The organism is Phytohabitans rumicis (assembly GCF_011764445.1).
GTDB lineage: Bacteria > Actinomycetota > Actinomycetes > Mycobacteriales > Micromonosporaceae > Phytohabitans > Phytohabitans rumicis.
The window spans coordinates 98,461-115,338 of sequence record NZ_BLPG01000002.1 but is presented as its reverse complement, the minus strand read 5'-3'; the positions used below and the strand labels follow the sequence as shown (position 1 = coordinate 115,338).

Sequence of the window (16,878 nt, the reverse complement as noted above, 5' to 3'; positions counted from 1 at the left end):
TTCCCCGGAGGGCCGGCCCAGCGTCGACGGGGCTCGCCCACGGCGGGGGTGGGCCGCCATGCTCAAGCGCCCGCGCCCGGCACCCCACCCGCGCCGTCGATCAAGGACTAACGCGTCGATCAAGGGCATACGGCCGTGGATTGGAGATCAACGCACGGCCGTATGCCCTTGATCGACGGAAGGCGACGACGCCGGCGGCGACGGCGGGGCGGGAGAGGCGGGAGGGGTGGGGAGGCGGCGGTCGCGTAGCGGGTGGATAGGGAGTGGAGGAGGGCGCGGAGTTCGGGTGGGTCTTCGGCGGTGAAGGGGAGGTCGAGCTTGGTCAGGTAGGTGACCAGGTCGAGCAGGGAGTCGGTGCTCGTCTCCAGGCGGCTGGTGTGCTCGTCGATCTCGGTCAGTACGCCGGACGACGGGGTGATCCGGTCGGCGACCGTCGCCGCGGGTGCGTGCAGGCGGATCCGGGCCCGGTAGGTCCGGGACAGCGCGGTGACGCCGCGCCGTACGTGGGCGGCGGCGTCACCGCCGGGTGGTTCGCGGGGCGTGAAGCGTGGGCCGGCCGGCAGGCGGGGCGGATCCGGTCGGCGCGGAAGGTTCGCCAGTCGCCGCGGTCGGTGTCCCAGGCCAGCAGGTACCAGCGGTGCCCGGTGTAGACGAGGCGGTGCGGCTCGACCCGGCGGATGCTGGCCTGGCCGTCGTGGCCCAGGTAGTCGAAGCGCAGCGTCTCGTGGTTGCGGGCGGCGCCAGCGATGGTGATCAGGGTGTGCGCGTCCACGGTGGGTCCGCCGCCGGCGGCCGAGACGGTGGCGGCGCGCAGGGCGTCGACGCGGTGCCGAAGCCGGGACGGCAGGGTCTGTTCGAGCTTGGTCAGGGCGCGTACCGAGGTCTCCTCGATGCCGGTGACGGTGCCGGCGGCGGCCGCGCGCAGGCCGAGCGCGACGGCGACGGCCTCCTCGTCGTCGAGCAGCAGCGGCGGCAGCGCGGTGCCGGCGCCGAGGCGGTAGCCGCCGGCGGTGCCGGTGGTGGAGTCGACCTGGTAGCCGAGGATGCGCAGCCGTTCGACGTCGTTGCGGACGGTGCGGGTGGTCACGCCGAGCCGCTGCGCGAGGTCGGCGCCGGACCAGTCGCGGCGCGCCAACAGCAGGGACAGCAGCCGCAGCAGCCGGACCGAGGTTTCCAACATTCCTGAAGTCTGCCAGGCATTGAGGAACCGTACGTTCCGCAAGGCCCACTAGCGTTGCCGGCATGACCAACACATTGCGGGGCTTCGCGACGATCAGCTACTGGGCCGACGACGTGGCGCAGGCCGCCCGCTGGTACGCCGAGGTGCTGGGCGTCGAGCCGTACTTCGAGCGGCCCGGCCCGGACGGGCGGCCGGCGTACGTGGAGTTCCGGGTCGGCGACTACCAGCACGAGCTGGGCCTGGTCGACCGCCGGTTCGCCCCGCCCGGGCACGAGCAGACCGGCGGCGTGATCATGTACTGGCACGTCGACGACCTCGCCGCCACGCTGGAGCGGCTGCTCGCGTTGGGCGCCAAGGAGCACCAGCCGGTCACCCCGCGCGGGGAAGGGTTCGTCACCGCGTCGGTGCTCGACCCGTTCGGCAACGTGCTCGGCGTCATGTACAACCCGCACTACCTGGACGTGCTGGGCTGATGGAGGGCGCCATCACCTGCGCGGACGCGGCGGCGTTCGAGGACTGGCTGGAGCGGCACCACGACTCGGCCGCCGAGGTCTGGGTGAAGATCGCCAAGAAGGGCTCGGGGGTGCCGTCGATGACCGCGAGCGAGGCGGTCGACGTCGTGCTGTGCTTCGGCTGGATCGACGGCCAGCGCAAGAGCCTGGACGGGACGTACTTCCTGCAGCGGTACACCCGCCGCCGGCCGAAGGGGACTTGGTCGCGGATCAACGTGGACCGGGTCGCGGCGCTGACCGCGGCCGGGCGGATGCGGGCGCCCGGCCTGGCGGAGGTGGCCGCCGCGCGGGCCGACGGGCGCTGGGAGGCGGCGTACGAGTCGCAGCGCACCGCCACCGTCCCGGCCGACCTGGCCGCGGCGCTCGCCGCCAGCCCGCGGGCCCGGGAGGCGTACGAGCGGCTGGACCGGACCGCCCGGTACCTGGTGATCCTGGGCCTGGCCAAGACCCGCACCCCGGCCGGGCGGGCGGCCCGCCTGGCCAAGGAGATCGCCGCGCTAGAACGTTGACGTGGACAGCACCGCGCCGTCCGCCCCGTACGCGAGCAGCCGCCCGTGGGCGAGGGTGGCGCTGCGGAAGGAGAACTCCCGCTGCCCGGCCGTGTATTCGACCAGCGGGACGGCGCGCGCGGCGCCGCCCGGCGCGGACCGGTACTCCAGCCGGGTCACGGCGGCGCCGACCACGCCGTTGACCCGCACCTTGGTCGGCTCCCGGGCGACGCCGAACTCGACCGGCGCGGCGCCCGCCCGCAGGTACGGGCTGGCGAAGAAGTAGCGCGGGTTGCCGGCGTCGGCGAGCGTGTACGCCTTGAACGTCGGGTCGGCGCCGGCCGGCAGGGCAGCACCACGAAGCCGGCCACGACCGCGGCCGCCACGCTCGCCACCCGCAGGCCGGCGCGCCGCCGGCCGTGGGCCGCCACCGCCGCCACACCGCCGAATCCGGCCAGGCACACCGCGACGGCCCCGAACGTCCGCGCGTTCTCCAGCGCGAACTGCACCCCCGGGTACGTCGACACGTCGCGCAGCAGCGCCCCCAGCGACACCGTCATGGCGGCCAGCAGCGCCAGGCCGGCGACCCGCTGGGCGACGCCGTTCGTGGCGACCAGCAGCATCGCGGCCAGCACCGTCCACACCTGGTGGTGCGTCCACGACACCGGGGAGGCGGCCACGCTCGCGCAGCCGACCAGCACCGCGGCGCGTACCGGGTGCTCCTCGCGCCACAGCTGCCGGGCCCGCCACAGCGCCGTGCCGCAGATGACCGCGACCAGGGCGGCCCACAGCAGCGGCAGGGTGCCGGCGTCGACGCCGACCCGCATGAGCATCCCGTGTACGGACTGGTTGCCCAGCGAGGCGAGGTTGCCGATCCGGGAGGTCTGCGTCACCGTGCCGGTCCAGTACGTCCAGCTGTCGGCCGGCAGGACCGCGGCGGCCAGCGCGGCGCACCCGGCGAACGCCAGCGCGGCCCGGCCGGCGTCCCGGTACCGGCCGGCCAGCAGGAAATACACCACGAACAGCAGCGGGGTCAGCTTGACGGCGGCGGCGACCCCGACGAGCACGCCACGCCAGCGGGCCGGCGTCAACCCGACCGCGTCGACCAGCGCCAGCAGCACGATGAACACGCTCACCTGACCGAAGCGCAGGTTGCTCTGCGCCGGCGCGGACAGCAGCACCACACACGCGGCCGCCGCGACCAGGCCGCCGGCCGGCCGCGCCACCGCGTACCCGATGGCCGCGACCGCCGCGCACACCAGCGCCAGCCACGCCACCTGCACGGCGCCCTCCGGAAACACGGTCAGCGGCCGCATCAGCAGCACCGCGAACGGCGGATACGTGAACGGGCCGCCGTTGTCGGCGACGTACCCGTACAGCGGCTGTCCGGATTGGACGGTCTGCGCGGCGCCGTAGTAGATGTGCAGGTCCGACAGGCGTTCGGCGGGCGGGCGGCGCAGGACCAGCACCGAGGACACCACGGCGATGGCGCCGAACAGCGCCCACAGCGCACCGGTGCGGCGATCCACCATCACCGGCGCCACGCTATCGAGCGCCGTCCACCGCGACAAGCCGCAGCGTGGTCAGCGCCGCGCCGATGAGCACCAGCCGTTCCGGCCCCACCCGGCACACCAGGGCGGCGGTGAGCAGGTAGTGCCCGAACCGGTCGTAGTCCTCGGGGCTCAGGCGGCAGCGCCGCACGTACCCGGCGAAGCGGGCGGCGGCGCGTACCCCGTGCCGGGCAAGGGTTTCGCTGACGAACCGGCCCAGCTCGGCGGCCAGCGCGTCCGGCCGGCGCGGCTCAAACCGGTGCAGGAGCAGGGGATCGTCCCGTACGAGCCGGCATGCGTGTGCCACCAACCGGTCGACGTCGATCTCGACCTCAACATCGCGGGCCCCCGCGTCGCCCATGTTGACCATTCCACCGGGTGGTGGCCGGGCGCGTCGATCGGCAGGATTGCCGATGTGCCCATGCTCCCCAGTGGACTACCGGTCACCGCCGAACTCGGCTGGATCGCGTCCGGGACAGGCGATGTCGGCGAACGGGCCCGAGCCGCGCTGGAACGGCTGCGCCGGGTGGTGCCGTTCGAGGGTGGCTGGGTGGGGCTGCTGGACCCGCAGCGCGGCGGCCACATCCTGCTCGCCTCGCAGGGGTACGACGGCCCGGTGCGGGAGCGGCTGGCCGGCCCGGCGGTGGCGGCCGAGGTCGAGCACGTGGGCCTGAGCCGGTGGCCACGGTTGGCGATGCGGATCGCCGACCTGCCGTACCGGCCGGCGGAGTCGGGCACCTGGGAGGCGTACATGCGGCCGGCCGGGTTCCGGGACGGCCTCGGCGTGGGCCTGTTCAGCCGGGACGGCCGCTACCTGGGGGTGTTCGGGCTGAGCACGGACACCGCGGGCGGCTTCACCGAGGCGGTGCGCGACGCGGTGGGCCTGCTCGCCCCGGCCATCGCCGACGCGGTCGACCCGCTGCGGCCGATCGCGTCGGCGGCCCGGCTCGTGCACGGCGCCACGGCCGGGGTGGTGCTCACCCGCGCCGGCGCCGCGCAGCCGCTGCCCGGCCTGCCCGACCACCCGCTGCTGGCCGCCGGCTCCACCGTGCTGGCGGTCGCGGCGGCGCAGCTGGCCGGCGCACTGCAGTACGCCACGTTCCTGTGCCCGTCGGGCCCGGCCGACCACCTGCGGGTCACCGCCCTGGCCGGCCCGGCATGGCCGCCCACCGCCGTGACCGCGGCCGTGGTGGTGGGCCCGCCCGGCGACCTGTCCGGGCTGACCCGCCGCGAGTTGGAGATCCTCGGGCTGCTCGTGGAGGGCTGGGCGAACAGGCGCATCGCCGCCGGCCTGGGCATCGCCGACCGGACCGTGGCCGCGCACCTGGAGCACGTGCTGGCCAAGCTCGGCGCCCAGTCCCGCACCCTCGCCGCGGTCCGCGCCCAACGCCAGGGCCTGTACGTGCCGCGGGGACTCGCCTGAAATGCGCGGCCCCGGCCCGGCTCGGCGCTAAACTTCGGGCCCGATGGAGACCACCGAGGAGCAGACCCGCCCCTGCGCGCACTGCGGCCGGCCGGTCCAGCAGCGGGCCGCCGCCGGGCGCCCGTTCCGCTATTGCCGGGACAACGACGGCGAGTGCCAAAAAGCGTCCCGCAACGTACGGATGCGGCACCGCAACGCCCCGGGCCTGGCCGGGCAGGTGGCCCGCGCGTGGGAGGTCGTGGACCGGCTCGACCAGGCCGTCGACACGCTCACCGAGGCGCTGCACGCCGAGCTGTCGCCGGCCGGCGTCGACCGGCAGGTCGCCGAGGTACGCGCCGAGGCGGCCGCCCAGATCGCCGCCGCCCAGGCCGAACGCGACGAGGCCCGCCGCGACGCCGACACCGCCGCCGACGCGGGGAACCGGGCGCAGCAGGAGCGGGCGGCCGCCGTACACGACAAGGAGCGTGCCCTCGCCGAGGCCGCGCGCGCCGCGGACGCCGCCACGACGGCGGCCGAGCTGGCGGCGGCGGCCGACGCCGCGCGGGACGAGGCCCAGCGGGCGGCCAGCGCCGCCGACGCGCTGCGCTCGCAGGCCGAACGCGACCGGGACGCGGCCCGTAGCGAGGCGCGGACGCTGCGCCAGGAGCGGGACGCGGACCGGCGGGCCCTCGCCGAGGCCACCCGGGACCGGGACGAGGCCGCCGCCGACGCGCGGCGGGCCGCGGAGTCGGCGGCGCAGGCCCTGACCCAGGCGGACCGCTTCCGGGACGAGGCGCAGGCGGCGGCCGGCGACGCCCGCGAGGCCCGCACGGCCGCCGAGACCGCCCGGACCGCGGCACAGGAGGCCGCCGCCCGGGCGGCGGTCGCCGACGCCGACCGGGACCGGCTGACCCAGGAGCTGCGGGCCGCGCGGGAGGCAGCGGCGTCCGCCGATGGCCGGCTCGGCGAGCTCGGGGTACGGTTGTCCACCGCGCACGCCGACCGGGACGCCGCCCTGGCCGACCGGGACGCGGCGGTGGCCCGGGTCGGGCAGCTGTCCGGCCAGGTCAGTGACCTGGCCGTGGCGCTGGCCAACCTGCGTCCAGCGCACTCCCAGCCCGCCACGTCAGAACGGACAAACGAGGAGCAATAAGTCGTACGCGTGTGACCGTCGTCGTGACGTCACTCGTGAGATCGATCCGCCCGCTACGCTCGATAGCGTTCACCGTGCCGAAACACCTGGGGGCCGGTCGGGAATCGTCCGACCGACCCCCGTCGTTACAAGAGTGAAGACCAGCACCACGACCGAGGGGAAAGCCGATCATGGGCGAGCGCATGCTGCGCGGGAGCCGTCTGGGAGCAGTCAGCTACGAGTCCGACCGCAACACGGAGCTGGCCCCGCGACAGACCCGCGAGTACCTCTGCGCCAAGGGTCACCAGTTCGAGGTGCCCTTCGCCGTTGACGCCGAGGTCCCAATGACCTGGGAGTGCAAGTTCGACGGCAGCGTCGCCCGCTTGGTGGATGGCAGCGAGCCGGAGCAGAAGAAGGCCAAGCCCCCGCGCACGCACTGGGACATGCTCCTGGAGCGCCGGTCGATCGCCGAGCTCGAGGACATCCTGGCCGAGCGCCTGGAGGAGGTCCGCGCCCGCCGCGGCCGGTCCGCCTGACGCGTACGCACCAACGGGCCCCCGCCGCAAGCGGGGGCCCGTTGCCGTGCGCACTAGGGGACGATCTCGCCCTCGATGGCGCCGTCGGACTCGGGGGTGCCGCGGTGCACCTTGACCTTGCGCGGCCCGAAGAAGTCCCCGGCGACCGCGGCGGACACCCGCCGCTCCGCCCACCGCTGCACGCCGCCGCGGGCCACCTTGCGCGCCGGCGGCAGCAGCAGGATCAGCCCGGCGGCCCCGCTGAGGAACCCCGGAACCGTCAGCAGCAGCCCCGCGCCCAGGCCGACGACGCTGTCGGTGACCCGCTCACCGGGCGGCTGGCCGGCGTTGGCGGACGCGACGAACCCACGCCACGCGCGCATGCCCTCCCGCCGCAGCAGCATCATCCCCACGAACGAGAGCGCCAGCACAGCCAGCACCGCCCACCCGTAACCGATCCATTCGCCCAGCAGCACGAAGACGGCGATCTCCAGGACCGCGGCCAGTGGCGCCCCGAGCGCGAGTGCCCGTCCCATCTCACAAGGATGCCACGCGCGGCACCCGGTCCAAGATGACGCCGAAGTGCTCCCGGTACGCCGCCAGCACCGCCGCGTCCTCGCCCAGGTCCTCCTCCGTGCGGGCGGTGCCGTCGGTGCGGATGAGGCGGGTGCCGCTGAGCGTGACGCGGCCACCGTCGCCGGTCAGCCGCGAGCAGGTCAGCATGCCGGTGAAGTGGGACAGCGGCGAGGTCTGCTGCCACCAGCAGGTGGGCACGAAGTCGGCCAACTCGTACGGGCGCGGGTCCACCCGGTACTGCGGCTCGCCGTCCAGGAAGACGTCGAGATCGCCGTCCCCGGTCAGCAGGAACATGCCGCCCGGGTCGGCCTGCGGCGCCCGGTCGTCCCAGCGCAGCGGGGCATGGCTGAACCGGCCGAACCCGACGTCGGCCAGCCAGCGCTCGTCCAGCTCGACGCGCAGCAGCAGGTGGTCGAACGGCGGCCCGTACCGGCCGTCGCCGTACACCCGGGCGGAGTGCATCGTGACCCGGTAGCCGAGCGCGGACAGCAGCGCCGCGAACGCCCCGTTGAGCTCGTAGCAGAACCCGCCGCGGCGCCGCCCGACCACCTTGTCCAGCACCGCCGTCTCGTCCAGCGTGATGGGCTCGCCCAGGTGGATGCTCAGATTCTCGAACGGCACCGCGCCCAGGTGGGCGCGGTGCAGCCGGCGCAGCGCCTCCTCGTCGGGGCGGTCCGGCCGCTGGGCGCCGATCCGGGCCAGGTAGGCATCCACAAGGGAGTCATCCACGACGGCGCACCACGACCGCGCCGGCGAGCAGCACCAGCGTCAGCGCGACGAGCACCATCTCGGGCCACAGGCCGAGCCGGGTGGCCAGCGTACGCTCGGTGCCCGGCCGCAGCTGCTTGACCACGACCTCCTGGGTGTTGAAGTCGGTCTGCTCGTGCACCCGCCCGTCGGTGGTGACGAACCCGGACACGCCCACCGTGGACGACATCAGCGCCTGCCGGCCGTGCTCGACCGCGCGCAGCCGCACCATCGCCATCTGCTGGCGGGCCTCGGCGACGTCGAAGGTGGCGTTGTTGGTCTGCACGACCAGCAGCCCGGCGCCGCCGGTGACGGTGTCCCGCACGATCCCGTCGTACGCCACCTCGAAGCAGATCACGTCGCCGACCACCACCGGGCCGGTGTCGATGACGCCGGCCCGGGTACCGGCGACCATGTCGGCGACCCGGTCGACCTCCTTGCTCACCATCCGCGCGATCGACCGCAGCGGCATGTACTCGGCGAACGGCACCGGATGCCGCTTGACGTACGTCTGGTCCAGGTCGGGGCCGGCGCCCGGCCGCCACAGCAGACCCACGTTGCGGACCTCGCCCTCGGCGGGGCCGCGCAGGATGCCGCCGACCAGGATCGGCGCCCCGATGGCGGCGGCCGCCTCCGAGATGCGCTCGCCGGCCAGCGGGTCGCGCAGCGGGTCGACGTCGCTGGCGTTCTCCGGCCACACCACCAGGTCGGGGCGGGCCGCCTGGCCGGCGGCGACCCGGCCGGCGAGCGCGATCGTCGCGTTCACGTGGTTGTCCAGCACGGCGCGGCGCTGGGCGTTGAAGTCCAGGCCCATCCGTGGCACGTTGCCCTGCACGATCGCCACCGTGACCGGCGCACCCGACGGCTCGGCGGTCGGCACCAGCAGCCCGGACGCCACGACGGCGACCGCGGCGGCGGTGAGCCCGACCGCGGACAGCACCAGCCGCCCGCGGGCCAGCCGCGCCGGCCACAGGCTCCACGGCCGCCACACCGCGGTCACCAGCAGACCACCTGCCAGCGCCACCGCGAACGTCACCAGCGGCGCCCCACCCAGCGCGGCCAGCTTCAGCAGCGGCGAGTCGTCCTGGCTGAACGCGAGGCGCCCCCACGGGAACCCGCCGTACGGCGTGCGGTCGCGCAGCGCCTCCTGCCCGACCCACAGCAGCGCGGTCGCCGCCGGCCACGCCCAGCGGAACCGGTCCACCAGCGGGCTCACGTACGCGCTCGCCCCGCCCAGCAACGCCAGATAGCCGGCCTGCAGCCCGGACAGCAGCAGCCAGGGCACCAGCCCGGTGTGCAGATTGGTCCAGCTCAACAGCGGCAGGAACAGGGCCGCCCCGGCCAGCGCCCCCAACCCGAGACCGGCCCGCAGCCGGCGCCGGTGCACGGACGCGGCCAGCAACGCCACCCCGATCGGGGCCAGCCACCACAGCCCGTACGGCGGGAACGACAGCAGCAGCGCCACCCCGGCCGCGATGGCGGCGGGCGCGGCGGCGGCCAGCGGCAGCGCCTGCGGGGCATCCCGCCGTTCGGATTCGGCCTCGTTGACCGGGGTCTCGGCGGGCTCCACCATCGTCACCTGCCGAAGGGTACCGCCAGCCGATCACAGAACGGAAAATCGGGGCGCCGCCGAAACGACGCCCCGATGCTCCCAGGCCCTCCCGGGGCCGGTGCGGCAGTTGATCCCCACGACCTTCGGACCGACGAGACGAGACCTGGCTGCCCCCGTCGCCGCCGTTGTCTACTGGCCGCGGTCACCCCCTGCCCGTACACCGGTTGTTGAGACGTCGACCGGTCCGCGCCGCCCCGCCGACCCCCGCCCACTGGACCTGGTGTCGGCATCGAAGGTGTCGCTCGGCCAGCGGACAGAGGGACGAAGCGAACAACAGCCACGTCTCCCGTGTAGGACCTAAAGACCCTACGTGCCGTACCGGGTGCGCTGTCAACCACCCTGGCGTGTCGCACCCCGGCGTGTTTTGTGGACACCTCCTGACCGCTTACCGGCCCCGCTTCTGCTGCTCACGCCAGCCTGCGGTGATCATGAAGTTAGCGGCAGGGAAAGGGCTCCCCCGGGCGTCAACTTCATGATCACCGCAGGAGCCAAGGCGGGGGTGGGCCGGGCCCGCACCCGGATGTATCCGACATTTTCTACGGCGGGGTCGACGTACGCCGTGACTGTGGCGAACAGTTGCCCCTGGGAGGGCAACTTCTCGACACAGTCGCCAAAGTCGAGGGCGATGGCCGCGTCACGGCGAACGCAGGTGGGCGCGCAGCAGGGCCAGCGCGGCTTGCGGGTGCTCCGCGGCCAGCAGCCCGGCGGCGGCCAGCACGTACTGCCGGTCGACCACCGCGGTCGCGGCCCGCGGCACCGGCCACCCGCCACCGTGGTCGGCCAACACCGCGTCCAGTACGCCGACCGCGTCCCGCCCCGGCGCGTGCCGCAGCGCGCCACCCGACCCGACGACCAGCCGTACGTCGCTCAGGTCCCGCCGGCCCCGCCCGCCCGGCTCGCCGCGGGCGTGCCGGCGCAGCGCCACCGTCGCGGCGAGCGTGGCCAGCCGCAGGTCGACCGGGTCCCCGGCGTCGTTGTCGGTGATCAGGGCAGGGTCGGCGGCCCGCGCCCGGGCCGGCTCGTCGAGCCCGTCGTGCGGCAGCTTCTCCGCCGCCGCGGCCGCGACCACGCCCGGCGCGTTCCACCGCACCCCCAGGTCGCCCTCGACGGTGCGGGCCCGGGCCAGCGTGCCCGCCGCCTCCGCTGGGGGCACAACCTCGGACGGCAGCGCCGAGTACACGTCGGTGGTGGCGCCGCCCACGTCCACCACGACCAGCCCGCCGCCGGTGTGGTCGGCGTACAGCTCGACCGCGCTCAGCACCGCGTCCGGGGTGGCCGCCCGCACCAAGGCGCCGAACCCGCGCCCCCACCGGCCGCCGATCACGTGCCGCAGGAACACGTCCCGGATCGCGGCCCGCGCCGGCCCCGGATTCAGCACCCCGATGCGGGGCAGCACGTTGTCCACGATGCCCGCCGCGGGCAGGGCGGCGGCGACCTCGTCCCGGGCGTCCGCGTTGCCGGCCACCACCACCGGCACCCGCCACCGCGACGACGCCAGCCTGCGCGCGTTGTGCACCAGCACCTGGGCGTCGCCGCCGTCGGTGCCGCCGACCAGCAGCAGCACGTCCGGGCGGGCGGCCCGCAGCGCCCGCACGCCGGCCCCGTCCAGCGGCCCGTCCGTCACGTGCACCACCCGCGCCCCCGCCGACAACCCGACCCGGTGCCCGGCCTCCGCGGTGACCAGCCGCTCGTACCCGATGACCGCCAGCCGCAGCCCGCCGCCGGCGGACGAACAGACGTACCAGGGAAGGCTCTGCCCGTCGACGGCCGCGACCGCCGCGTCCAGCCCGTGCCGCGGGTCGGTGTCCGCGGTGGTGGGGCGCGCGGCCGTCGCGACCAGTCCGCCGCCGTCGAGGTCCACCACCGCGACCTTCGTGTACGTCGAGCCGACGTCCGCGCAGAGGGCCAGACGGCTCATACCGCGAGCGGGACCACGACAGTCCCGACCGCCGTCACCGCCACGATCGGCGGGTCCAGGACCTGCGCCTTCGAGCCCTCGGTGCCCCGGCACACCACCGCGCAGGTGAACTCGACGGTCCGGCTGCGGGTGCCCATCCGGGTGAGCGTCGCGGTGGCCTCGACCACGTCGCCGGCCCGGATCGGGGCCCGGAACTGCACGTCCGAGTACGACGCGAACAGGCCCTCGTCGCCGTCGACGCGGATGCACACCTCTGTCGCCACGTCCCCGAACAGGCCCAGCGCGTACGCCCCGTCGACCAGGTCGCCGGCGTAGTGCGCGTGCGCGTACGGCACATACCGCCGGTGCGTGACCGTCAACCCGACGCTCATGCGTTCACCAGCTCCTTCACCAGGTAGCTGGCCACCTCGCGGGGCGTGGTGCCGCGGCCGAAGATGCGGTCCACGCCCAGCTCGCCGGCCATCGTCTCGTCGAACCGCGGCCCGCCGGCCACCAGCAGCGGCCGCCGCCCCGCCGGGAACGCCTCCCGGAACGCCGCCGACATCTCCCGCACGTTGTGCAGGTGCGCGTCCCGCTGGGTGACCACCTGGGACACCAGGACGGCGTCGGCCTTTTCCACCCGGGCCGCCTCGACCAGCTCCGGCACGGTCACCTGCGCGCCCAGGTTGACCACCTTCAGCTCCCGGTAGTACTCCAGACCCTTCTCCCCGGCGATGCCCTTGAGGTTGAGGATCGCGTCGATACCGACGGTGTGCGCGTCGGTGCCGATGCACGCCCCCACCACCGACAGCTTGCGCCGCAGCCGCCGCTTGACCAGCGCGTTGACCTCCTTGGCGGACAGCAGCGGATAGTCCCGCTCCAGCACCTGCACCGCGGACAGGTCGACCAGGTGGTGCACCCGCCCGTACACGACGAAGAACGTGTACCCGTCGCCCATCTGCTTGGCGTGCACCAGCAGCGCCGGCTCCAGACCCATCTTGCCGGCCAGCTGCAGGGCGGCACCCTCGGCGCGCTTGTCGTGCGGGAGCGGCAGGGTGAACGACACCTGCACCATCCCGTCCCCGGTGGTGTCCCCGTACGGCCGGATGACCTGCCCGCTCACGAGATCGCCGGGTTGTAGTAGTCCGCCTCGTGCTTGGCGACCCCGTCCAGCCCCTTGCCGCGGTCCGCGGGGCGTTTCATGATGCCGAACGTCCCGTCCGCGATCGCCGCCAGCAGACCTTCCGCCTCGATCCTCTCGAGCAGCTCGATCGACGAAGCGAGCACCTCATGCGCGCGCCGCTGGATGAACCCGCCCGGCGCCGGCACGAAGTCCTCGTGCAGCCCACCGGCCGCGCCCAGCACGTACCGCACGTTCTGCAGCGCGATGTCCCGGTCGGACAGCCACGGCGTCACCACCGCCTCGGTCATCATGCCGACCAGCAGGATGCCCTGCCCGGTCATCGCCCCGACCAGGTTGAAGAACCCGTCCAGCAGGTTGCCGCGGAACACGTCCCCGGTCATGTGCCGGGTCGGCGGCATCCACTTCAGCGGCGCGTCCGGAAACAGCTCCCGGGCCAGCAGCGCGTGCGCCAGCTCCAGCCGGAACGACTCCGGCAGATCCGGGTTGATCTCGAACGCGTGCCCCAGCCCCAGCTGCCAGTCGGCCAGCCCCGCCTCGTGCGCGAAGTACTCGTTCAGCAGCTGCGAGACCGTCACCGTGTGCGCGGCCTCGACCGCGTCGGCGGTGGTCAGGTAGTTGTCCTCACCGGTGTTGATGACGATGCCGGCGCGGGCGTGCACCTGCCGGGAGAACCGCTGGTCCACGAAGGTGCGGATCGGGTTGATGTCCCGGAACAGGATCCCGTACATCGAGTCGTTGAGCATCATGTCCAGCCGCTCCAGGCCGGCCAGCACCGCCATCTCCGGCATGCACAGCCCGGACGCGTAGTTCGTCAACCGCACGTACCGGCCCAGCTCCCGCGAGGACTCGTCCAGCGCCGCCCGCATCAGCCGGAAGTTCTCCTGCGTCGCGTATGTGCCGGCGAACCCCTCCCGGGTCGCCCCCTCCGGCACGTAGTCCAGCAGCGACTGCCCCGTCGACCGGATCACCGCGATCACGTCCGCGCCCGCCCGGGCCGCCGCCTGCGCCTGCGGGATGTCCTCGAAGATGTCCCCGGTCGCCACGATCAGGTAGATCCACGGCCGCCGCGGCGCGTCGCCGTGCCGCTTGACGAGGCGCTCGCGCTCCGCGCGGCGCCGGTCGATCCGCCGCAGCCCGGCCTGCACGTGTTTTCTCGCCGCCCGCCGCGGTCCAGCCTGCTTTTCGGGTACGCGGAACCGCACCGACCCGGCCGACGCCTTCTGCGCCAGCAGCGTGACATCATCGATGCCCTCGCGCAGCAGCGCGTCGAACACCGGCACCGCCACCCCGTGCCCCAACCCGACGTCGGCGCGCACCGCGTCGACGAGCCGGTTGACCCACGGGATGCCGTCCGGGTCGGCCCCGGCCACCCCGGCCAGCCGCAGCACCGCCCGCTCCACCGACACGGTGGTGTGCGCGCGGGCCAGGTCGACCACCGGCCGGCCGGCCCGCGCGGCCAGTTCGCGGGCCCGGACCACCAGCGTCGGATCCAGATCAAGTTTCATAGAGAACCTGTCCACGTAGCACTGTGCGCCGGCACACCGGCAGTGGGCCGTCGTCGTCGAAGGTCGGGAACGCGTCCACGGACCACACCGCGAACGTCGCCGGCGCACCCGGCGCCAGCACCCCCTCGTGGTCGCGGTGCACCGCCCGCCACCCGCCCCGGGTGTGCGCCGCGAACGCCGCCTTCACGCTCATCCGCTGCACCGGGTTGAAATGGTGGGTGGCCGCCCGCACCGAACCCCACGGGTCCAGCGGCGTCACCGGCGAGTCCGACCCGAACGCCAGCGCCACGCCCACCCCGTGCATCGCGCCCAACGGGTTCGACTCCAGCGACCGCCGCACACCCAGGCGCTGCGCGTACATCTGCGACTCGCCGCCCCACAGCCGGTCGAACGCCGGCTGCACGCTCGCCACGATGCCGTACTCGACGAAGCCGGCGATCAGCCGCTTGTTCATGATCTCGGCGTGCTCGACCCGGTGCCGCGCCTCCCGCAGCCGGTCCACGCCCAGCTTCCCGGCCACCTCCGCGAACCCGGCCAGCACCGTCCCGATCGCCGCATCGCCGATCGCGTGGAACCCGCCCTGCACCCCGTACGCCGCACAGTCCAGCAGATGGTCACGCACCTGCTCGGCGGTGACGTACCCGTGCCCGCAGCCGTCCACGTCCTGATAGGACTCCGACAGGTGCGCCGTCTGCGACCCCAGCGCCCCGTCCGCGTACAGGTCGCCGCCGGCACCGACCGCGCCCAGCTCCTTCGCCTTCGCCGCGGCCATCAGCTCGCCCCAGTAGCCGTACACCTCCGGCAGGCCCTGTCCGGACAGGGCGAGCAGGTTGGTGAAGTCGCGCTCGCTGGACGTGCCCGGCCCGCCGCACTCGTGCACCGCCGCGATGCCCAGCCCCGCCGCCGTCCGCAGCGCCGCCCGCTGCGCCTCGGTCCGCTGCGCCGCCGGGATCGACTCCAGGGCCAAGGCCCGCACCGCGTCGTGGGCGTCCCGCCGTACCCAGCCGGACCCGTCGTACCCCGGCATGCCCCGCGCCGCCGCCAGCAGGTCTGGCGTGCACAGCGCCGAGTGGATACACGCCTGCGACAGGTACGCCCGGCGGCCCCCGCCGCCCGGGCCAACGCGGCCGGGTCCGGCTTGCGCTGGTCCGCCCACGTCGTCTCGTCCCACCCGTACCCCAACACCACCGCGCCGGCCGGCAGCCGCTCGGCGTGCGCCGCCACCGCGTCCAGCAGCTCGCCTGCGGACCGGACCCCGGTCAGGTCCAAACCGGACAGCGCCAGTCCGGTATCGGTGCTGTGTACATGCGCGTCCACGAACGCGGGCGTAACCAGCGCGCCGTCCAGGTCCACGGTGGCCTCCGCCGCCGGAGCCTCCGCGTCCGGGCCGACCCACGCGATCGACCCGTCGCGCACCAGCAGCGCGGTGGCCCGGGGGTCCGCGGGGCTGTAGACACGGCCGCTGCGGTACAGGGTGGCTTCAGTCATGGGGCCAGTCTGCCCTCGAAAAGTTTCTTGACGGCTGGAACGTCGCGGACCAGTCCGAGCGCGTAGGCGGCGTGGCCCGGGACGTACCCGTTGCCGACCAGCATCGTCACGTCCGCCGCCAGACCCTCCGCGCCCAGCGCGGCGGCCGCGAAGCTCGTCGCCATCGAGAAGAACACCACCGTGCCGCCGTCCGCGGTGGCCAGGATCGCGCCGTGCTCGCAGCCCGGCACGTCCACGCACACCACGGTGACGTCCACCGGCGTGCCCACCGCGGCCGCGACCGCCACCGGATCCCGCGCGTCCGCCACCACGACCTCGTCGGCGAGGCCGGCCTCGCGCAACCGCGCCGCCTCCGCCTCATCGACGACCACCCCGACGGTACGGCGTGCGCCCTCCTTCCGCGCCGCCGCGAGTGCCAGCGACCCGCTCTTCCCGGCCGCCCCCAGCACCGCCACGCTGACGCCTTGCGTGTTGATCAGGGAGTTGGCGGGCGTGTCTGGCAGCGTGCCGGGGGACGCAGTCCCTGATCGACTTCGCGAGACGACGCGGGCGGTCAGGGCGGGTGCGCCGCAGACGTCCAGCACGGCGAGCGCCAGGCGGGGGTCCAGGTCGTCGGGCAGCACGGCGGCCACCGACCTCGCGAAGAGGATCGCGTGGCCGGTGCAGGGGACCTGCTCACTTCGGCCGTCCCAGTCCGTCCCGGTGACGCGCAGCGGGGTCAGGGTGAGCGAGACGAGGGTGGCGACGCGGTCCCCTTCGCGTAGCCCGAGCGGAGAATCCGGGCCGACCTCGTCCACCGTGCCGATCAACATGCCGCCCGACCCCGTGACCGGATTGTGCATCTTGCCCCGGGTCTCGATGATGTCGAGCACCTCGGCGACCACCTTGCCGCCGTCGCCGCCGTGCTTGTCCGACAACTGCCGGAAGCTCGCCGCGTCCAGGTTCAGCCGCTCGACGCGTACCCGCACCTCGTCCGCGCCGATCTCCGGCCGGGCGTCCAGGCGGAGGGCGGCCTGCGGCAGCACCCCGGCCGGCTCCAGCACGCGATGCAGCCCAACCGGCGAAGTCATCGGCCTTGCCCTCTCTCGCGGGAAATCTTACGGTAGATTATCTAGATCGCCGGAGGATTT

The 16,878-nt window shown here is 74.3% G+C and carries 16 protein-coding genes and 2 pseudogenes; 5 read left to right on the top strand and 13 right to left on the bottom strand.

What is annotated here, in order from left to right; translation table 11 throughout:
- Nucleotides 1-227: 227 nt before the first annotated feature.
- Nucleotides 228-1,180 (bottom strand): annotated as a pseudogene (locus tag Prum_RS44115) (helix-turn-helix transcriptional regulator); the annotation flags it as partial.
- Nucleotides 1,181-1,242: 62 nt separating this feature from the next.
- Between Prum_RS44115 and Prum_RS44110 the strand changes: the two are divergent.
- Both Prum_RS44110 and Prum_RS44105 read left to right on the top strand, forming a co-directional pair.
- On the top strand, nucleotides 1,243-1,653 hold the full coding sequence (locus Prum_RS44110) for a VOC family protein (protein WP_173085036.1): 411 nt from the start codon (nucleotides 1,243-1,245) through the stop codon (nucleotides 1,651-1,653).
- Entirely contained in the window at nucleotides 1,653-2,201 is a 549-nt protein-coding gene (locus Prum_RS44105; RefSeq protein WP_173085034.1) for a YdeI/OmpD-associated family protein, read from the top strand. The genes Prum_RS44110 and Prum_RS44105 overlap by 1 nt, the downstream gene beginning before the upstream one ends.
- On the opposite strand, the gene Prum_RS44100 is transcribed toward Prum_RS44105, so the two are convergent.
- The 3 genes from Prum_RS44100 to Prum_RS44090 are packed head-to-tail and all read right to left on the bottom strand — an operon-like array spanning nucleotide 2,190 to nucleotide 4,091.
- A complete protein-coding gene (locus Prum_RS44100) occupies nucleotides 2,190-2,375 on the bottom strand; it encodes a hypothetical protein (protein ID WP_173085032.1) in 186 nt (61 codons plus the stop codon). The two genes, Prum_RS44105 and Prum_RS44100, sit on opposite strands and share 12 nt — an antisense overlap.
- Nucleotides 2,357-3,712 (bottom strand): glycosyltransferase 87 family protein, encoded by a 1,356-nt coding sequence (locus Prum_RS44095; RefSeq protein ID WP_246278837.1) that lies wholly within the window; start codon nucleotides 3,710-3,712, stop codon nucleotides 2,357-2,359. The genes Prum_RS44100 and Prum_RS44095 overlap by 19 nt, the downstream gene beginning before the upstream one ends.
- A gap of 13 nt (nucleotides 3,713-3,725) precedes the next feature.
- Nucleotides 3,726-4,091, bottom strand: coding sequence for a hypothetical protein (locus Prum_RS44090; protein ID WP_173085028.1), 366 nt, complete (start codon nucleotides 4,089-4,091; stop codon nucleotides 3,726-3,728).
- A 60-nt stretch (nucleotides 4,092-4,151) separates the two neighbouring features.
- Here Prum_RS44090 and Prum_RS44085 point away from each other — a divergent pair, with 60 nt between their 5' ends.
- From Prum_RS44085 to Prum_RS44075, 3 genes are all read left to right on the top strand, one after another.
- Nucleotides 4,152-5,153, top strand: coding sequence for a LuxR C-terminal-related transcriptional regulator (locus Prum_RS44085; RefSeq protein WP_246278836.1), 1,002 nt, complete (start codon nucleotides 4,152-4,154; stop codon nucleotides 5,151-5,153).
- A gap of 43 nt (nucleotides 5,154-5,196) precedes the next feature.
- Nucleotides 5,197-6,285: a hypothetical protein gene (locus Prum_RS44080; RefSeq protein ID WP_173085024.1), complete on the top strand. Its 1,089-nt coding sequence runs from the start codon at nucleotides 5,197-5,199 to the stop codon at nucleotides 6,283-6,285.
- Nucleotides 6,286-6,455: 170 nt separating this feature from the next.
- The gene (locus Prum_RS44075; RefSeq protein WP_173036160.1) at nucleotides 6,456-6,800 is read left to right on the top strand and encodes an RNA polymerase-binding protein RbpA; all 345 of its coding nucleotides are present in this window, start codon (nucleotides 6,456-6,458) and stop codon (nucleotides 6,798-6,800) included.
- Between the two features lie 53 nt (nucleotides 6,801-6,853).
- Here the strand turns inward: Prum_RS44075 and Prum_RS44070 are convergent, their stop codons facing one another.
- From Prum_RS44070 to kdd, 9 genes and pseudogenes are all read right to left on the bottom strand, one after another.
- The gene (locus Prum_RS44070; RefSeq protein WP_173085022.1) at nucleotides 6,854-7,315 is read right to left on the bottom strand and encodes an FxsA family protein; all 462 of its coding nucleotides are present in this window, start codon (nucleotides 7,313-7,315) and stop codon (nucleotides 6,854-6,856) included.
- Nucleotide 7,316: 1 nt separating this feature from the next.
- On the bottom strand, nucleotides 7,317-8,084 hold the full coding sequence (locus tag Prum_RS44065; RefSeq protein ID WP_173085020.1) for an arylamine N-acetyltransferase family protein: 768 nt from the start codon (nucleotides 8,082-8,084) through the stop codon (nucleotides 7,317-7,319).
- Nucleotides 8,077-9,675: an apolipoprotein N-acyltransferase gene (gene lnt, locus Prum_RS44060; protein WP_173086462.1), complete on the bottom strand. Its 1,599-nt coding sequence runs from the start codon at nucleotides 9,673-9,675 to the stop codon at nucleotides 8,077-8,079. Before lnt ends, Prum_RS44065 begins: the two co-directional genes overlap by 8 nt.
- Before the next feature lie 673 nt (nucleotides 9,676-10,348).
- Nucleotides 10,349-11,632, bottom strand: a complete 1,284-nt coding sequence (locus tag Prum_RS44055) for a glutamate mutase L (protein ID WP_173085018.1) — start codon at nucleotides 11,630-11,632, stop codon at nucleotides 10,349-10,351.
- Nucleotides 11,629-12,003, bottom strand: coding sequence for a 3-aminobutyryl-CoA ammonia lyase (kal, locus tag Prum_RS44050; RefSeq protein ID WP_173085016.1), 375 nt, complete (start codon nucleotides 12,001-12,003; stop codon nucleotides 11,629-11,631). The genes Prum_RS44055 and kal overlap by 4 nt, the downstream gene beginning before the upstream one ends.
- Nucleotides 12,000-12,734 carry a lysine 5,6-aminomutase subunit beta gene (gene kamE / locus Prum_RS44045; RefSeq protein ID WP_281369159.1) on the bottom strand — a complete coding sequence of 245 codons (735 nt, stop codon included), beginning with the start codon at nucleotides 12,732-12,734 and terminating at the stop codon, nucleotides 12,000-12,002. Before kamE ends, kal begins: the two co-directional genes overlap by 4 nt.
- Nucleotides 12,731-14,260: a lysine 5,6-aminomutase subunit alpha gene (gene kamD, locus Prum_RS44040; RefSeq protein WP_173085014.1), complete on the bottom strand. Its 1,530-nt coding sequence runs from the start codon at nucleotides 14,258-14,260 to the stop codon at nucleotides 12,731-12,733. The genes kamE and kamD overlap by 4 nt, the downstream gene beginning before the upstream one ends.
- Nucleotides 14,250-15,748, bottom strand: a pseudogene (locus Prum_RS44035) (amidohydrolase). Before Prum_RS44035 ends, kamD begins: the two are co-directional and overlap by 11 nt.
- Nucleotides 15,745-16,818, bottom strand: a complete 1,074-nt coding sequence (gene kdd, locus Prum_RS55955) for an L-erythro-3,5-diaminohexanoate dehydrogenase (RefSeq protein WP_173085012.1) — start codon at nucleotides 16,816-16,818, stop codon at nucleotides 15,745-15,747. Before kdd ends, Prum_RS44035 begins: the two are co-directional and overlap by 4 nt.
- Nucleotides 16,819-16,878 lie beyond the last annotated feature (60 nt).